16 protein-coding genes are annotated in these 18022 nt (G+C 61.5%); 11 read left to right on the top strand and 5 right to left on the bottom strand.

Translation table 11 applies throughout. From position 1 onward, the window contains the following. Window positions 1-72: 72 nt before the first annotated feature. Window positions 73-1320: an ABC transporter substrate-binding protein gene (locus P3T20_RS11320; RefSeq protein ID WP_074263619.1), complete on the bottom strand. Its 1248-nt coding sequence runs from the start codon at window positions 1318-1320 to the stop codon at window positions 73-75. A gap of 507 nt (window positions 1321-1827) precedes the next feature. Here P3T20_RS11320 and zwf point away from each other — a divergent pair. From zwf to P3T20_RS11305, 3 genes are all read left to right on the top strand, one after another. Further along, a complete protein-coding gene (gene zwf / locus P3T20_RS11315) occupies window positions 1828-3288 on the top strand; it encodes a glucose-6-phosphate dehydrogenase (RefSeq protein WP_074263618.1) in 1461 nt (486 codons plus the stop codon). 185 nt (window positions 3289-3473) lie between these two features. Beyond that, on the top strand, window positions 3474-4178 hold the full coding sequence (pgl, locus tag P3T20_RS11310) for a 6-phosphogluconolactonase (protein ID WP_074263617.1): 705 nt from the start codon (window positions 3474-3476) through the stop codon (window positions 4176-4178). Then, on the top strand, window positions 4156-6072 hold the full coding sequence (locus P3T20_RS11305; RefSeq protein ID WP_074263616.1) for a bifunctional transcriptional regulator/glucokinase: 1917 nt from the start codon (window positions 4156-4158) through the stop codon (window positions 6070-6072). The genes pgl and P3T20_RS11305 overlap by 23 nt, the downstream gene beginning before the upstream one ends. Before the next feature lie 727 nt (window positions 6073-6799). On the opposite strand, the gene P3T20_RS11300 is transcribed toward P3T20_RS11305, so the two are convergent. Next, window positions 6800-8005 carry a Bcr/CflA family multidrug efflux MFS transporter gene (locus P3T20_RS11300; protein WP_074263615.1) on the bottom strand — a complete coding sequence of 402 codons (1206 nt, stop codon included), beginning with the start codon at window positions 8003-8005 and terminating at the stop codon, window positions 6800-6802. A 234-nt stretch (window positions 8006-8239) separates the two neighbouring features. Here P3T20_RS11300 and P3T20_RS11295 point away from each other — a divergent pair, with 234 nt between their 5' ends. Beyond that, window positions 8240-8824: a hypothetical protein gene (locus tag P3T20_RS11295; protein WP_074263614.1), complete on the top strand. Its 585-nt coding sequence runs from the start codon at window positions 8240-8242 to the stop codon at window positions 8822-8824. Between the two features lie 75 nt (window positions 8825-8899). On the opposite strand, the gene oxlT is transcribed toward P3T20_RS11295, so the two are convergent. Next, entirely contained in the window at window positions 8900-10186 is a 1287-nt protein-coding gene (oxlT, locus tag P3T20_RS11290) for an oxalate/formate MFS antiporter (RefSeq protein ID WP_074263613.1), read from the bottom strand. Between the two features lie 229 nt (window positions 10187-10415). Next, the gene (locus P3T20_RS11285; protein WP_074263612.1) at window positions 10416-11231 is read right to left on the bottom strand and encodes a GntR family transcriptional regulator; all 816 of its coding nucleotides are present in this window, start codon (window positions 11229-11231) and stop codon (window positions 10416-10418) included. A gap of 250 nt (window positions 11232-11481) precedes the next feature. Here P3T20_RS11285 and hemL point away from each other — a divergent pair, with 250 nt between their 5' ends. The 6 genes from hemL (at window position 11482) to P3T20_RS11255 (ending at window position 15733) form a co-directional block, all read left to right on the top strand. Next, window positions 11482-12774 (top strand): glutamate-1-semialdehyde 2,1-aminomutase, encoded by a 1293-nt coding sequence (hemL, locus tag P3T20_RS11280; protein ID WP_074263611.1) that lies wholly within the window; start codon window positions 11482-11484, stop codon window positions 12772-12774. 69 nt (window positions 12775-12843) lie between these two features. Further along, window positions 12844-13977 carry a bifunctional diaminohydroxyphosphoribosylaminopyrimidine deaminase/5-amino-6-(5-phosphoribosylamino)uracil reductase RibD gene (gene ribD / locus P3T20_RS11275; RefSeq protein ID WP_074263610.1) on the top strand — a complete coding sequence of 378 codons (1134 nt, stop codon included), beginning with the start codon at window positions 12844-12846 and terminating at the stop codon, window positions 13975-13977. Window positions 13978-13993: 16 nt separating this feature from the next. Beyond that, window positions 13994-14614: a riboflavin synthase gene (locus P3T20_RS11270; RefSeq protein ID WP_429286924.1), complete on the top strand. Its 621-nt coding sequence runs from the start codon at window positions 13994-13996 to the stop codon at window positions 14612-14614. A gap of 336 nt (window positions 14615-14950) precedes the next feature. Continuing rightward, window positions 14951-15142, top strand: coding sequence for a hypothetical protein (locus P3T20_RS11265; protein ID WP_429286923.1), 192 nt, complete (start codon window positions 14951-14953; stop codon window positions 15140-15142). Between the two features lie 166 nt (window positions 15143-15308). Next, entirely contained in the window at window positions 15309-15464 is a 156-nt protein-coding gene (locus P3T20_RS11260) for a hypothetical protein (RefSeq protein ID WP_429286922.1), read from the top strand. A gap of 35 nt (window positions 15465-15499) precedes the next feature. Next, window positions 15500-15733, top strand: coding sequence for a GNAT family N-acetyltransferase (locus P3T20_RS11255; protein WP_429286921.1), 234 nt, complete (start codon window positions 15500-15502; stop codon window positions 15731-15733). Here P3T20_RS11255 and P3T20_RS11250 read toward each other — a convergent pair. Further along, window positions 15727-15864, bottom strand: coding sequence for a hypothetical protein (locus P3T20_RS11250; protein WP_429286920.1), 138 nt, complete (start codon window positions 15862-15864; stop codon window positions 15727-15729). The genes P3T20_RS11255 and P3T20_RS11250 overlap by 7 nt on opposite strands. Window positions 15865-16060: 196 nt before the next feature. Here P3T20_RS11250 and P3T20_RS11245 point away from each other — a divergent pair, with 196 nt between their 5' ends. Further along, window positions 16061-17887, top strand: a complete 1827-nt coding sequence (locus tag P3T20_RS11245) for a VPA1262 family N-terminal domain-containing protein (RefSeq protein ID WP_429286919.1) — start codon at window positions 16061-16063, stop codon at window positions 17885-17887. The last annotated feature ends 135 nt before the right edge of the window (window positions 17888-18022 follow it).

The raw sequence follows: 18022 nt of genomic DNA, 5'->3' as shown, positions 1-18022 counted from the left end.
TCATGCCCGGTGATGCCTGAAGCGAACGCCCGGTTGCGCGTGGAGTCGCAACCGGGCGCCCTGCTACGTTGCTTACTTCGTCTTCGCAGCCTTCGCGAGCGCTTCAACTGCGCTCTTCGAATCCTGGTCCGAGTTCATGAACTTCGTCACGACGTCGGTGATCGCGCCAGCCGTTGCATCCGGCTGAGCCATACCGTGCGCGAGCGACGGAACATAACCGCCGGCCTTGATCGCCGTTTGTTCATCCGCGTACGACTGCTTGCCGCAAGCGTCGAACTTGTCCATGTTCACGCCCAGACGGACCGGAATCGAACCCTTGTACAGGCTGAACTGCTCCTGGAATTCCGGGCTCATGATCGTCTTGGCGAGTGCCAGCTGACCAGCGGTTGCATCCTTCGCGCCCTTCTGTGCGAAGAACACGAACGAGTCGACGTTAAACGTGTAGCCCTTCGACGTGCCCGGCACCGGTGCGCAGATATAGTCCGTACCCGGCTGCTTGTTCGCGTTCGCGAACTCGCCCTTCGCCCAGTCGCCCATGAACTGCATGCCGGCCTTGCCGTTGATGACCATGGCCGTTGCGAGGTTCCAGTCACGGCCCGTGCGGCCCGTGTCCATGTACGACTCGATCTTGCGGACCGTGTCGAACACGCCGACCATCTGCTGCGACGTCAGGGTCTTCTGGTCGAGGTCGACAATCGCCTTCTTGTAGAAGTCAGCGCCTTGCGACAGCACGACGTCTTCCCACAGCGTCAGGTCTTGCCACGGTTGACCGCCGGCAGCAACCGGCTGGATGCCGGCGGCCTTCAGCTTGTCAGCGAGGGCGAAGAATTCCGGCCACGTGGTAGGCGGCTTGGCGCCGACCTTGTCGAGTGCTGCCTTGTTGATCCAGATCCAGTTCACGCGGTGCACCGAGAACGGCGCTGCCACGTAGTGACCGTCTGCGTGCATGATCTTGTCGATCTGCGGCGGCAGGTTCTTCTTCCAGTCACCCGCGACCGAGTCGATCGGCACCAGCACGCCCTGCTCCGCCCATTCCTGGATCAGCGGACCCTTGATCTGCGCAGCGCTCGGCGCGTTGCCCGAGATCACCTGCGTCTTCAGTGCCGTCATGGCCGCCGCACCTGCGCCGCCCGCAACCGCGAAGTCCTTCCAGGTGTAGCCCTGCTTCTGCATGTCGTCTTTCAGCACGCCGACGGCTTTCGATTCGCCGCCTGACGTCCACCAGTGCAGCACTTCGATCGACTCGGCAGCTTGCGCTGCGGATACACCACACATCAGACCTGCGGCGCACAAAGCGCCCATGATCGCGCGAAATTTCATTGCTTATCTCCTCCAGACACCTGAACAAAAAACGAATGGCCCCTGACTCTCCAGGGCGCTGTGGTTGGTTCAAACAGGCAAAACACTGGGCGGCGATCGAGCCTCGGGCAGACGCATGCGCATGCATGTGCCGGCAAGCCGACGTTCGGCCGCTGGAAGCTCAGAAGATGAGTGGTTCGGGATGCAACTGACTGTCTCCTCTTTTGATTTTTGCCTGCCCGCGTCGCGCGCGGCAGACTCGAGGCACCTCACACGTTAACCCTGACACCCGCATGGCTGTTTGCCGCCCCGCGGCAGCCAACACATGCGAAAAGGCAATGTCCGTTAACATGCAGGGGACGCCAGCCGACTCGGGAAACGCGCATCTCGTCTGACCATGCCCGCTTTTTTCATCGATTTAGCGCTACCTCTTGATTTGGATTGTAGTTAAACTACAATTCAGTGTCAAAAAAAATTTTATCGGACTACGGTCGCTGCGGGCGGCCTTCAGGACATCGACGGAGACTCATGTTTACCGATTCAAGTTTCACCTTCGTGCTCTTCGGCGGAACCGGCGATCTGTCGATGCGCAAGATCCTTCCTGCACTGTATGAAGCACACCGTGCGGGAATGCTGGCGGAAAGCGGCAAGATCGTTGGGGTGACGCGTCATGTCGAAGATCGCGCAGGGTATATCGAGTGGGTCAACGAACACGTCAAGCCGTACGTCTCGCAGAACGGTCTCGATGAAGCGGCGTGGGCTGGCTTCCTCGAACGCATCCAGTATGTGAAGCTCGACCTGGGCAAAGCCGAAGACTTCGCGCTGCTGCGCGATGCAGTGAGCGAGTTGCCCGGTATCCGTGTGTTCTATCTCGCCACCGGACCGTCGCTGTTCGTGCCTATCTGCCGTGCGCTCGCCGCGGTGGGCCTCAATACGAATTCGCGCATCGTGCTGGAAAAGCCGCTCGGTTACGACCTGAAGTCGTCCAACGCGATCAACGACGCAGTGGGCGAAATCTTCGCCGAAGAACAGATCTACCGCATCGACCACTATCTCGGCAAGGAGCCGGTGCAGAACCTGCTCGCGCTGCGCTTCGGCAATGCGCTCTTCGAACCGCTGTGGCGCCGCGAGTGGGTCGAGAGCATCCAGATCACAATCGCGGAAGAACTGGGCGTGGAAGCGCGCGGCGACTTCTACGACAATACCGGCGCACTGCGCGACATGGTGCAGAACCATTTGCTGCAGTTGCTCTCGATTGTGGCCATGGAGCCGCCCCACTCGATGGATTCGGACTCGGTGCGCGACGAAAAGCTGCGCGTGCTGCGGGCCTTGAAGCCCATCGATCAGCGCGACATCAGCAAGATCGCAGTGCGCGGCCAGTATCATGCGGGCGGCATCCGCGGCACCTCGGTGCCGGCGTATGCCACGGAACCGGGCGTCAAGGCGAACACCAACACCGAGACCTTCGTCGCGCTGAAGGTGGAAATCGAAAACTGGCGCTGGGCCGGCGTGCCCTTCTTCCTGCGCACCGGCAAGCGTTTGGCGGATCGCGTCGCCGAGATCGTGGTGAACTTCCGTGCAGTGCCGCATTCGGCGCTCGGACCGACAGCCCTGCGTCCGGGCGCGAACCGGCTGGTGATCCGCCTGCAACCGAACGAAACGATCCGTCTGTATTGCCTCGCCAAGCAGCCTGGCGAGGGCATGAACCTCGCTAGCGTTCACCTCGACCTCGCGTTCGACCAGTTCTTCCGCGAAGGACAGATGGAGGCTTATCAGCGTCTGTTGCTCGACGTGATCAACGGCCGGCTCGCGCTGTTTGTCCGGCGCGACGAACAGGAAGCCGCGTGGCGCTGGGTCGAACCGATCCTGAACGAATGGGCAGCCGCTAACAAGCCGCCCAAGCCCTATGCAGCAGGCACGTGGGGGCCGGCGGCCTCGAGCGCGATGCTGGCGCAGCACGGCACCTGCTGGCTCGAAGAAGAAAACTGATCTGCGGTGACGCAGCGCATCTGAAAAGCCGCGCCGCGTGCACCGTATGCGATATACCGATCGACTGAACGGGGTGGCGCCGTAACAGCGGCAACGGCAGCGTAAGGAACCGGTCCCTTAGGCAGCAGTTGTCCAGCGTGACGGCATATTCCGCAGACCCGACAAAAAAGCAGTACGGAGGAGAAATGATCGAGCTTCACACTTTCGACGACCAGCGCGCCCAATCGGACGCGCTGGCGAAAGCGGTGGGCGACGCGTTACAGGCGTCCCTGACCGCTCGCGCGGCCTCGGCCGGTAATGGGCCGAACCACGTCACGCTCGCAGTGTCGGGCGGCAGCAGTCCGCGTCCGTTCCTGCAAACGCTGTCCACACAACCGTTCGACTGGGCGCGCATTGCTGTGACGCTGGTCGACGACCGCTGGCTTCCCGAAACGGACAATGACAGCAATTCGCGTTTTGCGCACGAGACGTTGTTGCAGAACGCCGCGAAAGCTGCCGCATTCTGGCCGCTGGTGGACACCAGTCAATCGCTCGAGGCGCACGTTGCGGCGTTGAACGCCGACGCGCGTCGCACGCTGCCGGATGTCGCCGTGCTCGGCATGGGCGAGGACGGTCACACAGCGTCGATCTTTGCGGATGCGCCCGAGTGGGACTTCGCCATCACGACGCAGGAACATTTTGTTGCCGTGCATCCGGGCGCTGCGCCGCATGCACGCGTGAGCTGGTCCATGTCCGCGTTAAAGCAGATGGGCCGGCTATTTCTGTTGATTGCAGGACCGCGCAAGCTGGACGTGCTCAACGCTGCCGCCGCTGCGCCACAAAAAAATGCCATCTCACAGTTGGCAAACGACAAGGGAGTGAGACTCGATGTCTACTGGTGTGAAAAGTAACGCTGTCCCGGGCGCGGGCCAGCACGCCGACGGACCGCGCCTGCTGGCCGACATCGGCGGCACCAATGCGCGTTTTGCACTGGAGACGGGGCCGGGCGAAATTGGCCAGGTGCAGGTGTATCCCTGCGCCGACTACCCGGGCGTCGCTGACGTCATCAAGAAGTACCTGAAAGATACGAAGATTGGTCGCGTGAACCACGCGGCGATTGCGATTGCGAACCCGGTCGACGGCGACCAGGTCAGCATGACCAACCACGACTGGACCTTTTCGATCGAAGCCACGCGCCGCGCGCTGGGCTTCGACACACTGCTGGTCGTCAACGATTTCACGGCGCTGGCGATGGCATTGCCGGGCCTGACCGACACGCAACGCGTGCAGGTGGGCGGCGGCGCACGCCGCCCGAACAGCGTGATCGGACTGCTGGGTGCGGGCACGGGTCTGGGCGTCTCCGGTCTGATTCCGGCAGACGACCGCTGGATTGCGCTGGGCAGCGAAGGCGGCCATGCCACCTTCGCACCGGCTGACGAACGCGAAGACCTGGTGCTACAGTACGCACGCAAAAAGTGGTCACATGTATCGTTCGAACGCGTGTCGGCGGGTCCGGGCATCGAGGTGATCTACCGGGCGCTGGCGGCGCGCGACAAGAAACGCGTGCCTGCCAGCTTCGACACCTCCGAGGTGGTCAAACGCGCGCTCGAGGGCGAGCCGCTGGCGGCGGAATCGGTGGATGTGTTCTGCGGCATCCTGGGCACGTTCGCCGGCAACATCGCGGTGACGCTGGGTGCGCTGGGCGGCATCTACATCGGCGGCGGCGTGGTGCCGCGGCTGGGCGAATTCTTCGAGCGTTCGTCGTTCCGCGAGCGCTTTGAGGCGAAGGGCCGCTTCGAGGCGTATCTGCAGAGCGTACCGACTTACGTGATCACAGCGGAGTACCCGGCGTTCCTGGGCGTCTCGGCGATTCTGGCGGAACAGTTGTCGAACCGCGCGGGCGGCAGCTCATCCGCAGTATTCGAGCGCATCCGCCAGATGCGCGACGCGTTGACACCGGCAGAGCGCCGCGTGGCCGATCTGGCGCTGAATCATCCGCGTTCGATCATCAACGACCCGATCGTGGACATTGCGCGCAAGGCCGACGTGAGTCAGCCGACGGTGATCCGTTTTTGCCGCTCGTTGGGCTGCCAGGGCTTATCCGATTTCAAGCTGAAGCTGGCGACGGGGTTGACCGGAACGATTCCGGTGAGTCATAGCCAGGTGCACCTGGGTGACACCGCGACGGACTTTGGCGCGAAGGTACTGGACAACACGATCTCTGCGATTTTGCAGTTGCGCGAGCATTTGAACTTCGAGCATGTCGAGCGGGCGATCGACCTGTTGAACGGCGCGCGACGCATTGAGTTTTATGGGCTCGGCAATTCGAATATTGTCGCGCAAGATGCGCACTACAAGTTCTTCCGCTTTGGCATCCCAACGATTGCTTATGGCGATCTGTACATGCAGGCAGCGTCGGCGGCGCTGCTTGGCAAGGGGGATGTGATTGTTGCCGTGTCGAAGTCGGGGCGTGCACCGGAGTTGCTGCGCGTGCTGGATGTGGCGATGCAGGCTGGGGCGCAGGTGATTGCTATTACGTCTAGTAACACGCCGCTGGCTAAGCGTGCGACGGTGGCGCTTGAGACTGATCACATCGAGATTCGCGAGTCACAGTTGTCGATGATTTCGCGGATTTTGCATCTTGTGATGATTGATATTCTTGCTGTTGGTGTCGCCATTCGGCGTGCCATGCCTAGAGAGGATGTGGCGGAGGCTGTCGCTAAGGCTCGTAGCGGGGCTGATGATGATGCGACTGCTGTGCTCGACTGGCTTAGTCATGGGGCGGCTTCTTCGGCGCCGGACTAAGGTGGGTGGTTTTTTGCCTGCGCGGCCGCTTGTCGGTGTTCTTGCTGCTTTGGCCTTTCCTTGCTTTGTTAGTGGTCTATTAGCGTTGCCCCTGTGCGGGGCGGCACCTACTTTTCTTTGCCGCCGCAAAGAAAAGTAGGCAAAAGAAAGCGGGCTTCCAACCGCTAGCCAGTAGGTGTCCACCACTGGCATGAAACCAGAGTGGTCCGCGCACGCGTTCCGCCCTCGCGCTGCGTCCGTTAGTGACAAGGCAGTCATCCGTTCCAGCGTCGCGCTGCGCACCCCGCCGTCGGGCACAACGCCCCAGGAAACTCTGTAGGAAAGCTAACTATATTAGGCAGCCTTTGTTCGGCAGCTTGAGCCGTTTCTTCATCTCGCTTCCGGGACGCCGTAAAGCGCGGCGCTCTAAGCATTCCCACAACCCCGCTTTCCCTTGCAGACCCATCCGCGACGCACGTAGTGCGGAGTGGGGTGGATGAGCGCTTTGTCACTGAGGGGAGTGGTGCGAGGGACGGTCCCGTGCGCGGACCTCTCCGGCTTCATGCCAGTGGTGGACACCTACAGGCTAGCGGTTGGAAGCCCGCTTTCTTTTGCCTACTTTTCTTTGCGGCGGCAAAGAAAAGTAGGTGCCGCCCCGCACAGGGGCAACGCTAATAGACCACTAACAAAGCAAGGAAAGGCCAAAGCAGCAAGAACACCGACAAGCGCCGCGCAGGCAAAAAAACCCCTAAACCCCACTCCTATGCCACCGCAAAACCAACCCCCTTCCACAAAAACAAAGCACCCCAGCAACCCCAACAGTAACCCCCATACCGGTAGGCGAAACCCCTTGCCAAAGCCCCACAGCAAGACTAGAAGCCGCGCCAAGCGCCAACTGCACTGCCCCAAAAACCGCCGCAGCCGCCCCCGCATTATGAGGATACCGATGCATCAAATCCGTCGTGCAATTGGCCGACAACAACCCCACCACCCCGACCACAAAAAACAACCCGGCAACGATCGACCACAACCCACCCCACCCCGTCAGGCAAACCAGACAAACAAACAACGAAGCCACACAACTGACGATCGCCGAAAAGGAAATGATCGGCAACGACCCCAACCGCCCAATCAACCGTGTGTTGAGAAAATTGCCAAACATGATCCCAACAATATTGAGCCCAAACAAAAACCCATAATGCTGCGCAGAAACGTGGAAATACTCGATATACACAAATGGCGTCGCGGTGATGTACGCGAACATCGATGCAAATGCCATCCCGCCGCATAACATCAGCCCCCATGCCACCGGATCCCTCAGCAACTTCCCGTACACCCCAAACGATTGCAGCACCGCCGAGTGCTTGCGCTTCTCAGGCGGCCATGTCTCCGGAACCTTCAGATAAGCCGTCACCGCGCACACCGTGCCAAACAAAGTCAACGCAACGAACACCACGCGCCATCCACCCAGCAACAGCAACTGCCCGCCAATCAGCGGCGCCAACAACGGTCCAATAGAAGTCACGATCGATAGCATCGACAACACCCGCGCCGCATCGGCCGGTTCGTGTGCGTCGCGCGCAATCGCACGTGAGAGCACGGATGCCGCACCCGCGCCAAGTGCCTGCACAAAACGGAACGTCACCAGCGATCCAATCGAAAACGAAAACCCGCATGCGATGCTCGCAAGCGCATACATGATGATGCCGCCCAGCAACACCGGCCGTCGTCCGTAGGAGTCGGAGAGCGGTCCGTACAGCAACATCCCGACCGAAAAGCCAAGCATGAAACTCGTGAGCGTCGTCTGTGCGGCACTCGTGCTGACCAGAAACGCCTGCGCAATTGATGGCAGGCTCGGCAGGTACATGTCGATCGAAATCGGCCCGCACGCGGCGAGCGCGCCGAGCAACAGGATCAGCCGGCCATCGGGCCGGCGTCGGGTGACGTGAGACATGGGAATCCAGAAGAGGCAGCCCGCCAACCACGCGTCGGACTGCAGGGAAACAGCAAAGATTGCGGTATTACAGATGTAATTGTACGCGACGGTTAACGGGGCGTCGCCCTCTCGCCTGGGTGCAGTAGACCTTCGGCACGCGCAGCGGACGACGAACGCAGCTATGCCGTCAATCGGTTAAGCTCCCGCCTGAGCCCGTCACGGCCATTCCAACGCACCCGCTTCTAGCCCGTTATGACCGCCTTCCTGTTGATCTGGAGCCCCAAGAAATGGCCTTGGCCAGAACTGCCCGATATCGCCAAACGTGTCGCCGCCGGCGAAGCGGTAACTGATGTCTGGGGCTGTGGCGTCGCGCGCAGCATCCTGCCGGGCGATCGCGTGTTCGTTCATCGCGTCAGTCAGGAACCGCGCGGGGTATTCGGCTCCGGCTACGTCACGCGCGCTCCGTACGAGGTGCCCGATGTCCATTCGAAACGTGGCTATCGTCTTTGCATTGATTTCGTCTACGACTGGCTCGTCGACGCGAATCAGGAAGTCGTCGTCACGCGCGAGGCTTTGCGCGTACACCCGTTCTCCGTGCAGACGTGGGATGCGCAGGCATCGGGAACCTCGATCAAGCCGGTCGCCGAAGGCGCGCTAGAGAAACGCTGGGCCGAGCTGACAGGCAAGCGCAAACCGCCGAAGCTCGATGCGCCGGCGGGTCCGACCCACTCCAGCAAGGTCTCGGCTCATGCGGCGGCGAAACAAGCCGCAGAAGCGAAGCTGAAGTCCGCCAGCGTGACGCGTAAAAGCCCGCGTCGAAGCAAACCTGCAGCCTGACGGGTTTGCCTGCTGCGTTCACGAGGCGCGTTGCGGGGCCTCGCGAGCGCCCCACCACTAGCAACTCCAAAACGCTTAACGTGCCAACGCCTTCAGGAAGCGTCCACGTGCCGGTTTCAACACCAGCATCGCCAGCGCGGCCGTGCCGAGGTCGAGCGCAATCGCGCAGCCAAACACCGGGATCCAGCTACCCGTATGCTGATGCAGCAGTGCGGCCAGCGGACCGCCGAAAATCGAGCCCACGCCGAACGAAATATAGAGCCAACCGTAGTTCGCGGTTGCGTAACGGGTACCGAATGTATCGGTCAAGGTCGACGGGAACAGCGAGAAGATTTCTCCCCAGCCAAAGAACACGAGGCCCGAAAGTAGCACGAACAGCACCGCGTTATCGCGCGTCAGCAGCCAGAGCGTCATGGCCACGCCCTCCAGCGCGAAGGCGAATCCCATTGTGTTTTCACGGCCCAGCCGATCCGAGACCCATCCGAACAACGGCCGCGTCAGACCGTTCGTGAAGCGGTCGATGGTCAACGCCAGAGGCAACGCCGCCAGCCCGAACACCATGACTTTGCTCACGCCGAAGTCGGCGGCGAAAGTCGCCATCTGCGATGTGACCATCAGGCCGGAGGTCGCCATCATCGTCATCATCAGGAACATCAACCAGAAGAGCGGCTGCTTGAGCATCTCAGACGGTCGAAAGTCGCGCGGAGCGACCCCCGTGAGCGCACTCGGCACGCTCGCGCCCAGATCCGCCGGCGGCACGCGCAGCCCCTGTGAAGCGATGAACCCGACCGCGGCAAAGACGATCCCGAACAGCCACAGCGTCGACTCTACGCCGCGCGAAGCCAGCGATGCCGCGATCGGAAAGGTCGTCACAATCGCGCCCATGCCGTAGCCGGCCGCCACCGCGCCGGCCGCGAAACCGCGTCGGTCGGGAAACCAGCGGACCATCAGTCCCACCACGCCGACATAGACGATGCCGGTACCGAGACCGCCGACGCCGCCATAGGTGAGATACAGCATCGGCGTGCTGTGCGCGTAGGAAGCCAGCACCCAGCTCACGCCCGCCAGCAGCGTGCCGATCGAGATCAGCAGGCGCGGGCCGAAGCGATCGATGAGCGCGCCCTGAAACGGCGAAAAGAACGCCTGCAACAACACAAGAATCGAGAAGGTGACCTGCAACTCCGGCAACGCGATGCCGAGCTTGGCGGCAAGCGGTTTGGTCATCAGGGTCCAGACATACTGCGGGCTCGAGATCGTCATCATGCAGACGAGCCCGAGGGCAAGCTGAAACCAGCGGGTGCGTGCGATTGACGGCGCGATTGGCGTGGCCGTGCCGTCCAACGCATGCGTGCGGCTATTCATTGGTGCTCTCCGGTTCGAATGGCGCGAGCCGCTCGAATCACCCCGGATTCGCTTGGACTACAGCCGGCGCCCTATGTATACAAGCTCGTCGACATTAGCGAGAAACATGCCGATTGAATGCCCGAGCCGGTCCGATCGAGAGAAGATCCTTAGGGGACGGGGGTTTCCAGCCGGAGGAACAAAGCCGGCCGCGGGCATCGCGTTGCCGCCGGGTGAGTCCCAGGTGAATCTAGATGGTGCCGCGGCCCTTCGGCGGTGCGCCCGTCACTGCGGCGCGATCCGCCTTGGTGCGCACGCTATGGAGCCGGTGCACGGTCAGCTTGCGGACTTCGGCCTGACTGCCGTGAATGTGCCGGGCGATGCAGTCGACCGCCGCGTTGGTATCGCCCGCACGGATCGCCGCGAGGATGGCGGCGTGCTCCTCGTAGGTTTCGTCGATGCAATTGCCGTACACGAGATCGAGCCGTCGCACGACGCGAATACGGTCCGTGACGCGCTGCAGGGCGGCTGCCAGTTCGTCGTTGTCGGTTGCCGACACCAGCGCCAGATGAAACGCTTCGTCGAGCGCCGCCACTTCGCGGCCGTCAGTGAGACGTTCGCCCGCTGGCGCCTGCCAGATCACATCAAGTTGATCGAGGAGACCGCTCAACGCGGCGGAAAGCGGCCCATCGCGCTGACAAAGGCGTCGAATCGCGAAGGTTTCGATCAGCTCGCGCATCTCGTACAGATCGTCGAAGCGCTTGAAGTCGATCGGCACGACTTCCCAGCCGCCGCGCACGTAACCTTGCATCAGACCGTCGCCCTGCAGCCGCTGCAAGGCTTCGCGCGCAGGTGTACGCGAGACGTTGAAACGCTCCGCGATGCCGCCTTCGGTCAGACGGTCCCCGGGCAGCAGCCGCAATTCGAAGATGTCGTCGCGCAGTTGTGCATAAACGTAGTTCGCGCGCGACGCGCCCGCACCCGGCGGCGTGGTTGCCGATGCAGGAGCGGCTGGGGTCTCGGGTTCGGCGGTCGCGGCCGCTGCGGAAATAAGGGTGTCGCGCATGATGGACGAGGATACCAATAAATATCGGCGCTTCAAAAGCGGCATTGCCTCGCCGCACCGCACGCCCGGCCAATCTCCCCAACCCCCGCTGCGCCCCGCCGCCCGCCGACTGTGCGCGACTCCGGTACAATTTCAGATAACCATTCAGCCGCCGCGAAACAGGGAAACGAGCATGCGGGCCGGAGTCTCCTCCGGCTGCCGGTCGACCCTGCTCGCCCCTGTGCATCCCTTTCTGACAGGTCCAACGTCCATGTCCAGCAATTCCCGGAACGAAGCGCTTTTCGAGCGCGCCCAGCTCACCATCCCGGGTGGCGTCAACTCGCCCGTGCGCGCTTTCCGTTCGGTCGGCGGCACGCCGCGCTTCATCGAGCGTGCGCAAGGCGCCTACTTCTGGGATGCGGACGGTCAGCGGTATATCGACTACATCGGCTCGTGGGGCCCGATGATCCTCGGCCACGTCCATCCCGAAGTGCTCGAAGCCGTGCAGAAGGTACTGGTCAACGGTTTTTCGTTCGGCGCGCCAACCGAATCCGAAGTCGAGATTGCCGAGGAAATCTGCAAGCTGGTGCCGTCGATCGAACAGGTGCGCATGGTGTCGAGCGGCACGGAAGCCACCATGAGCGCGCTGCGTCTCGCCCGCGGCTTCACGAACCGCAGCCGTATCGTCAAGTTCGAAGGCTGCTATCACGGACACGCGGACAGCCTGCTCGTCAAAGCCGGCTCGGGCCTGCTGACGTTCGGGAACCCGACTTCGGCAGGCGTACCGGTAGATATCGCCAAGCACACCACCGTCCTCGAATACAACAACGTCGCCGCGCTCGAAGAAGCGTTCAAGGCGTTCGGCGACGAGATCGCTTCGGTGATCGTCGAGCCGGTGGCGGGCAACATGAACCTCGTGCGCGCCACGCCCGAGTTCCTGAACACCCTGCGGCGGCTGTGCACCGATTACGGCTCCGTGCTGATCTTCGACGAAGTGATGTGCGGCTTCCGCGTCGCCCTCGGCGGCGCCCAGCAGATCTACGGCATTACGCCGGACCTCACGTGCCTCGGCAAAGTAATCGGGGGCGGGATGCCGGCGGCGGCATTCGGCGGTCGCCGCGACATCATGGCCCACCTCGCGCCGCTCGGCGGCGTCTACCAGGCGGGCACGCTGTCGGGCAACCCGATCGCCGTGGCGGCTGGTCTGAAGACGTTGCAACTGATCCAGGCACCGGGCTTCTACGAGACGCTCAGCGCATGTACCACGCGTCTCGTGCAGGGGCTAAGCAACGCAGCGCGCGAAGCAAAAGTGCCGTTCGCGGCGGATTCGCTCGGCGGCATGTTCGGCCTCTACTTCGCGGACAAGATTCCGGCGAGCTTTGCCGAAGTCACGAAGAGCGACGTACCGCGCTTCAACGCGTTCTTTCACAAGATGCTCGACGCGGGCGTGTACTTCGCGCCGTCGGCTTATGAGGCAGGCTTCGTATCGATTGCTCACGACGATGCGATCCTCGACGCCACGATCGATGCGGCACGCCGCGCCTTCGCCGCGCTGACCGTCTGAGGCGCCAGAAGCATGCTTCAGGTCACCACTACTCACGACAGAACACGCCACAGCACTTAACGGACGCCGATGTTCTCGCAAACCGATTTCGTTCATATGGAACGCGCGCTGGCTCTCGCGAAGCGCGGCATGTACACGACCGATCCGAACCCGCGCGTCGGCTGCGTGCTGGTCAAGAACGGCGAGGTGATTGGCGAGGGCTTCACGCAGCCGGCAGGACAGGACCATGCCGAAGTGCGGGCGCTGAAGGATGCGCGTTCGCGCGGCCACGATCTGCGCGGCGCTACGGCCTACGTAACGCTCGAACCATGCAGCCACTTCGGCCGCACGCCACCGTGCGCCAACGCGCTGATCGAGGCGCAAGTGGAACGCGTGGTCGCGGCCATGGAAGATCCGAATCCCCAGGTGTCGGGGCGCGGTCTCAAGATGCTGCGCGATGCGGGCATCGAAGTGCGCTGCGGCCTGCTCGCCAATGAAGCCGCTGAACTGAACATCGGCTTTGTGTCGCGCATGACGCGCGGCAGGCCATGGGTGCGATTGAAAGTGGCCGCCTCGCTCGACGGCCGCACCGGACTGCCATCCGGTGAAAGCCAATGGATCACGGGAGAAGCCGCACGCGCCGATGGCCATGCGTGGCGCGCCCGCGCATCGGCGATCCTCACGGGCATTGGTACTGTGAGGGAAGACGATCCGCGCATGACGGTGCGAGCCGTGGATACACCGCGCCAGCCGCAACGTGTGTTGATCGACAGCCAGCTCGATGTGCCGCCTACGGCGCAAATTCTGGCCGGCGCACCGACGCTGATTTTCTGCGGCAACCTGGATGAGCGTCACACCGAGCGCGCTAGCGTATTGCGCGATCGTGGCGCGGAAATCATTCAAATGGCGAACGCCACCGGCAAGGTGGATCTGCCTGCCATGCTGAAGGTGCTCGGCGAACGCCAGGTTAATGAGTTGCACGTCGAGGCTGGCTATAAATTGAACGGCTCGCTGTTGCGCGAAGGCTGTGTCGACGAGTTGCTGGTCTATCTGGCGCCGAGTCTGCTCGGCACCGACTCGATGGGCATGTTCAGCCTGATCGCACCGCTCGCGCTCGAAGACCGTGTACGTCTGAACTTTCACGCCGTCGACCGGATTGGCGACGACCTGCGGATTCTGGCGCGCTTCGCGCCGCCATCCGCGCCCCGCCCTACTGGGAATTAAACAAGGAACCAGCACGATGTTTACCGGAATCGTCGCGGCGGTCGGCCGCATCGAATCAGTCAAGCCCCTCGGCAGTGACGGGGACGCAGGCGTCCGCCTGAATGTCAACGCAGGTGGCCTCGATCTCGAGGACGTCCAGCTTGGCGACAGCATCACGATTCAAGGCGCCTGCATGACCGTGGTGGCCAAGACGGCGGATTCGTTCGAAGTGGATGTGTCGCGCGAGAGCCTTAACTGCACGGCCGGGCTTGGCGAGCCGGGTGAGGTCAATCTCGAGAAAGCGCTACGCGCGCATGACCGGCTTGGTGGGCATATCGTGTCGGGTCATGTGGATGGACTTGGGACGGTGACGCATTTCGCGCCGGTTGGCGAGTCGCACGAATTGCGTGTGCTGGCGCCGCGGGAGATTGGGCGTTATCTCGCGTACAAGGGCTCGATTACTGTGAATGGCGTGAGCCTGACGGTCAACGCGGTGAAGGATCGCGATGATGGTTGTGAGTTTTCCATTAACCTGATTCCGCACACGGTTGAGGTGACTGCGCTTAAGAATCTGCGTGAGGGGGCGAAGGTTAATCTGGAGATTGATCTGATCGCACGGTACGTGGAGCGGATGCTCAGCACGTCTCAGGACGGCTAAAAGCCGTTGAAATGATTCAGCTTTTGGCTAAACGACTGTCTACCGTCGTCTCACCAAATCCACCCAGAGCTGCAGCATTGTGACGGTATACTTGACGGTATACCGTCGTTTTTTGCACCAAGTATACCGTCACGCCTCTGGAAAAATGCCTCCCTGATGCACCTGAACCGGCTGTCTGCCGCGCCGGCATTGGGATCGGCGCCGATCATTGGAGATGTAGCGGAGCATGAGAATTCGCGGTTTTTACCAGTATTCCAGTTACGCCGCTCAACGTTGAGACTGCACGTTGAACGCCGCATCTGCTATCCGTCACGCTAGCGGCCGCGACATACCAATATGGATTACCGGGTCAGTTACGAACACAACCTGAGGAACGATCCTGACGCGTTAATCGTCCAGGTCCCCTCGCAACTCGTTGGCGGGATTCCTGGCAACATCCCGCGCGCACTCCTGCCCGAGTACATCACAGAACTCATCCTGAGCCGGTCGCCGACCATCGGAAAGATCCGGAATCTACGGGTTCTCTGAACGCGAAACGGGACCGCCTGCAGGTTACGCGCCGTATATAGGGCAAAAGTCGGCAAAAGCAGCCTTCCAAAGATCTTGCTTGGCCCATCGACAATCCAGAGACTGGTTTGCGCAGCGCAAGGGCATTTTGCTACTCTTCGCTCTCCGGGTGTCGTGCCAATCAATCATGAAAATCGAAGTCACCGACGTGCAGAATGCCGACGATGATGCTTTCGTCGTATCGCAACTCCGCGCCTACAACGCCGCGTTTACCGTAAAAGACTTCAAGTTGTTGCGCGTGTTTGCTCGCGACCCAGACGGCAGTATCATCGGGGCCTGCTAGCCGATACCTACTGGCAATATCTCGAAGTCCACATTGTGTGGGTTAGCAAGGCGCATCGCAGCGCGGGACACGCATCGAGACTACTGAATGCCGCAGAGAGCGAAGCCCGACAGCGCGGCTGCAAGCACGCCTTTCTCGATACGTTCAGTTTTCAGGCGCTCGGCTTTTATCAAAAGCGCGGCTATAGCGAGTTTGGCCGACTTGAGGAGTTCAGCGGCAAACACGAGCGGCACTATCTGCATAAAAGGCTCGATGACGGACATCAATAGGGCATGCCCGCGACGCGGCCTTCGTTCTCTGCTTGCAACGTCCTGAACGGTGGACCGAGGTTGATCGCAGGCACGCCGATCAGATCGATCACGCTGCTATCGAACAAGGCGAGGCCGCTGACGTCTGGCATGAAGCGGATGATCACGATGTCGTCGCTAAAGGTCCGCTTTGCGTCAAATCGACCGGCAGAAGCGGGTTCGCGTGCCGCCTATAACGATCGCGCCGAATTCGCGTGGTAGATGGTGTTTACATGAGACTGCGTACGGGCCAGAAGCATAGGACGGTCGATGTCTGCGCTGAGATCGACGAAGCCCATTGGCGCGCCGATGTCCTCGATTGCCGGACTATATCGGCAGGCTTTGATTGACGCGTTGCCGCAATACAAAGCTGGATGGATTAAATCCTCGCTCGTACCTTCGACGGTTCGCGAAGTTGGTTCGGTAAGCATGGGAATGGGTGCAATGACAGAAACGAATTTTGCCGTGCAGAGACCAGTATCTACGGAATGGCCAACTCTGATTGAAGGGGATTACTCTGTCGGTGTTATACGCCTCGTCACCCTTATTCGAGAGAAAGTCAATCACTTGCTTTTCGCTTCCGTTGAACTCCTGCCGACGGAAATAACTGTCCCGCCGCCGCCGCCGAACGGGGGTTGGTGGCAGAACTTTGCATCTGATCGTCTCTGCGTCGGTCGATTCGTTCTGCCGTTGAGAGACGCGATCGCTTGGTACGAGACGCTGAAGCAAGGTCGGGCGGTCGTCCCAGGTCGGGCCTTCCCAATAGTGGCGGCCCGCCTTTCGCCTGAGCCCGATTACAACGGATTCACAGTCTTGCCTGATTTGCCGCCCTTTTCACCCACTTGGCACGGCCGGCCGCGGTTGCACCGCCTCGTGCCGATGGAGGCGTTGGCTGACCCCGTCAGCGCGATGCGCGACGGATCAACGGAGGTCGAAGCCTTCATCCGCGCTCGGGAATGGTTGCGGCAAAAAATTCACTTTGACCTGCTGGCTTACGACGACTGGCTGGGCTCCGCTGTGCTAATCGCTCCGAACCCTCTTCTTCGTTATTGTGCGACCCGCATCGCTGAGCAGTCCACGGCAGGTGAGACCATTGAAGTCGGCGGTGCTCCGCGTCGTGGCGCCGATCTCTCGACCCTACGGCTGATCGTCGAAGAACTGCGCGCGGGAGTACCGGCCTGGCGTGCCGAAGGCACCCCTAATGCTCTCGGGCGCTTTCGTGCTCCAGCCCACCCCCAGGTTGCGGCTGCAAGTCACGACCTGTCCTGCGAACTTCGCGGCCTTCTCGATCGCGAGGAGCCGTTTCCGTTTTTTCGCAGCGTCAGCGTGACGCAAGTCCCGCAAGGGACTGTGCGCGAGGTTGCGCCACCACGGCGCACGCCGTCAGCCCCACGACGAACGGTTCATGTTCGCCCGCCTCAACCGCTGCCGGCTGCACCGCCGCCAACGGCTCTGCGTCAACTTGAGAGGCTGCAAAGGGCTCGCGCTGATCGGATCGGCGACCTGCGACCGATGGAGGCTCCAGCGGTGCGGCGCAACGTCCGCCTCCTCGAAAGCGATAGAGAGGGAACGGTTTCTTGGATCCGGGAGCTCATTGCATCGGCGCGATCCCAAATTATCTTTGTCGATCCCTATCTGGACGCGGACGATCTTCAAGAGTTTGCGACGGCGGCGTCGTATCAGGGTGTCGCAATACGAGGGCTGATCAATCCGCGACCTAACCGTAGTCGACGCCACGACACTAATGGAGAATTGTTCGGTGACCAGATGCTCGAGAAAATTGCCGAGTTACGGGACCCGGCGCAGGAATTCGGAGACATCGATATTCGCGTCTCGAAGATCCGTCGTTTGCACGATCGCTTCTTGCAGGTCGATGATGTGGTTTGGCATTCCGGGCACTCGTTCAACCAGATGGGCAAGGGCGAGATCAGCTTGATGACGCTGGTCGCTGAACCCGTCGAAACTCGCGAGGTGTTAGCTGATGCATTTGCCGAAGCTGAGTCCTTCGAAACCTATTGGGCCAACCGTCCAGTCCCACCGTGGTCGCTGAGACGAGAGGTCGGTTACCAGTTGCGTCGCTTGGCGAAATGGATAGAGCAACCGAGCAACACACCTCAGGAGACGGGGAATGATTGAGGACAGCTCAAACTTTTCTCGACCGCCCGATGGCGAAGTGGCCCTAGCCACGATGCTCGACTGGCTTCGCGCTCCAGGACGGACGAATGAGTTCGGGGAGCTCGCGCCGCGACCGATTGACGGATCGGGGGCGCA

Origin of the sequence: Paraburkholderia sp. GAS206C, assembly GCF_050435645.1 — a bacterium.
Taxonomy (GTDB): domain Bacteria; phylum Pseudomonadota; class Gammaproteobacteria; order Burkholderiales; family Burkholderiaceae; genus Paraburkholderia; species Paraburkholderia phenazinium_B.
The sequence above is the reverse complement of the archived record's forward strand: the minus strand, read 5'-3'. Positions and strand labels throughout refer to the sequence as shown.

Excerpts from the sequence above, each read along its gene's own strand:
- P3T20_RS11320 (WP_074263619.1), bottom strand. The coding sequence starts at position 1,320 with ATGAAATTTCGCGCGATCATGGGCGCTTTGTGCGCCGCAGGTCTGATG.
- P3T20_RS11260 (WP_429286922.1), top strand. The coding sequence starts at position 15,309 with ATGAAAATCGAAGTCACCGACGTGCAGAATGCCGACGATGATGCTTTC.
- P3T20_RS11270 (WP_429286924.1), top strand. The coding sequence starts at position 13,994 with ATGTTTACCGGAATCGTCGCGGCGGTCGGCCGCATCGAATCAGTCAAG.
- P3T20_RS11305 (WP_074263616.1), top strand. The coding sequence starts at position 4,156 with ATGTCTACTGGTGTGAAAAGTAACGCTGTCCCGGGCGCGGGCCAGCAC.
- P3T20_RS11300 (WP_074263615.1), bottom strand. The coding sequence starts at position 8,005 with ATGTCTCACGTCACCCGACGCCGGCCCGATGGCCGGCTGATCCTGTTG.
- P3T20_RS11295 (WP_074263614.1), top strand. The coding sequence starts at position 8,240 with ATGACCGCCTTCCTGTTGATCTGGAGCCCCAAGAAATGGCCTTGGCCA.
- ribD (WP_074263610.1), top strand. The coding sequence starts at position 12,844 with ATGTTCTCGCAAACCGATTTCGTTCATATGGAACGCGCGCTGGCTCTC.
- P3T20_RS11265 (WP_429286923.1), top strand. The coding sequence starts at position 14,951 with ATGGATTACCGGGTCAGTTACGAACACAACCTGAGGAACGATCCTGAC.
- P3T20_RS11285 (WP_074263612.1), bottom strand. The coding sequence starts at position 11,231 with ATGCGCGACACCCTTATTTCCGCAGCGGCCGCGACCGCCGAACCCGAG.
- oxlT (WP_074263613.1), bottom strand. The coding sequence starts at position 10,186 with ATGAATAGCCGCACGCATGCGTTGGACGGCACGGCCACGCCAATCGCG.
- pgl (WP_074263617.1), top strand. The coding sequence starts at position 3,474 with ATGATCGAGCTTCACACTTTCGACGACCAGCGCGCCCAATCGGACGCG.
- P3T20_RS11245 (WP_429286919.1), top strand. The coding sequence starts at position 16,061 with ATGTCCTCGATTGCCGGACTATATCGGCAGGCTTTGATTGACGCGTTG.
- P3T20_RS11250 (WP_429286920.1), bottom strand. The coding sequence starts at position 15,864 with ATGCCAGACGTCAGCGGCCTCGCCTTGTTCGATAGCAGCGTGATCGAT.
- zwf (WP_074263618.1), top strand. The coding sequence starts at position 1,828 with ATGTTTACCGATTCAAGTTTCACCTTCGTGCTCTTCGGCGGAACCGGC.
- hemL (WP_074263611.1), top strand. The coding sequence starts at position 11,482 with ATGTCCAGCAATTCCCGGAACGAAGCGCTTTTCGAGCGCGCCCAGCTC.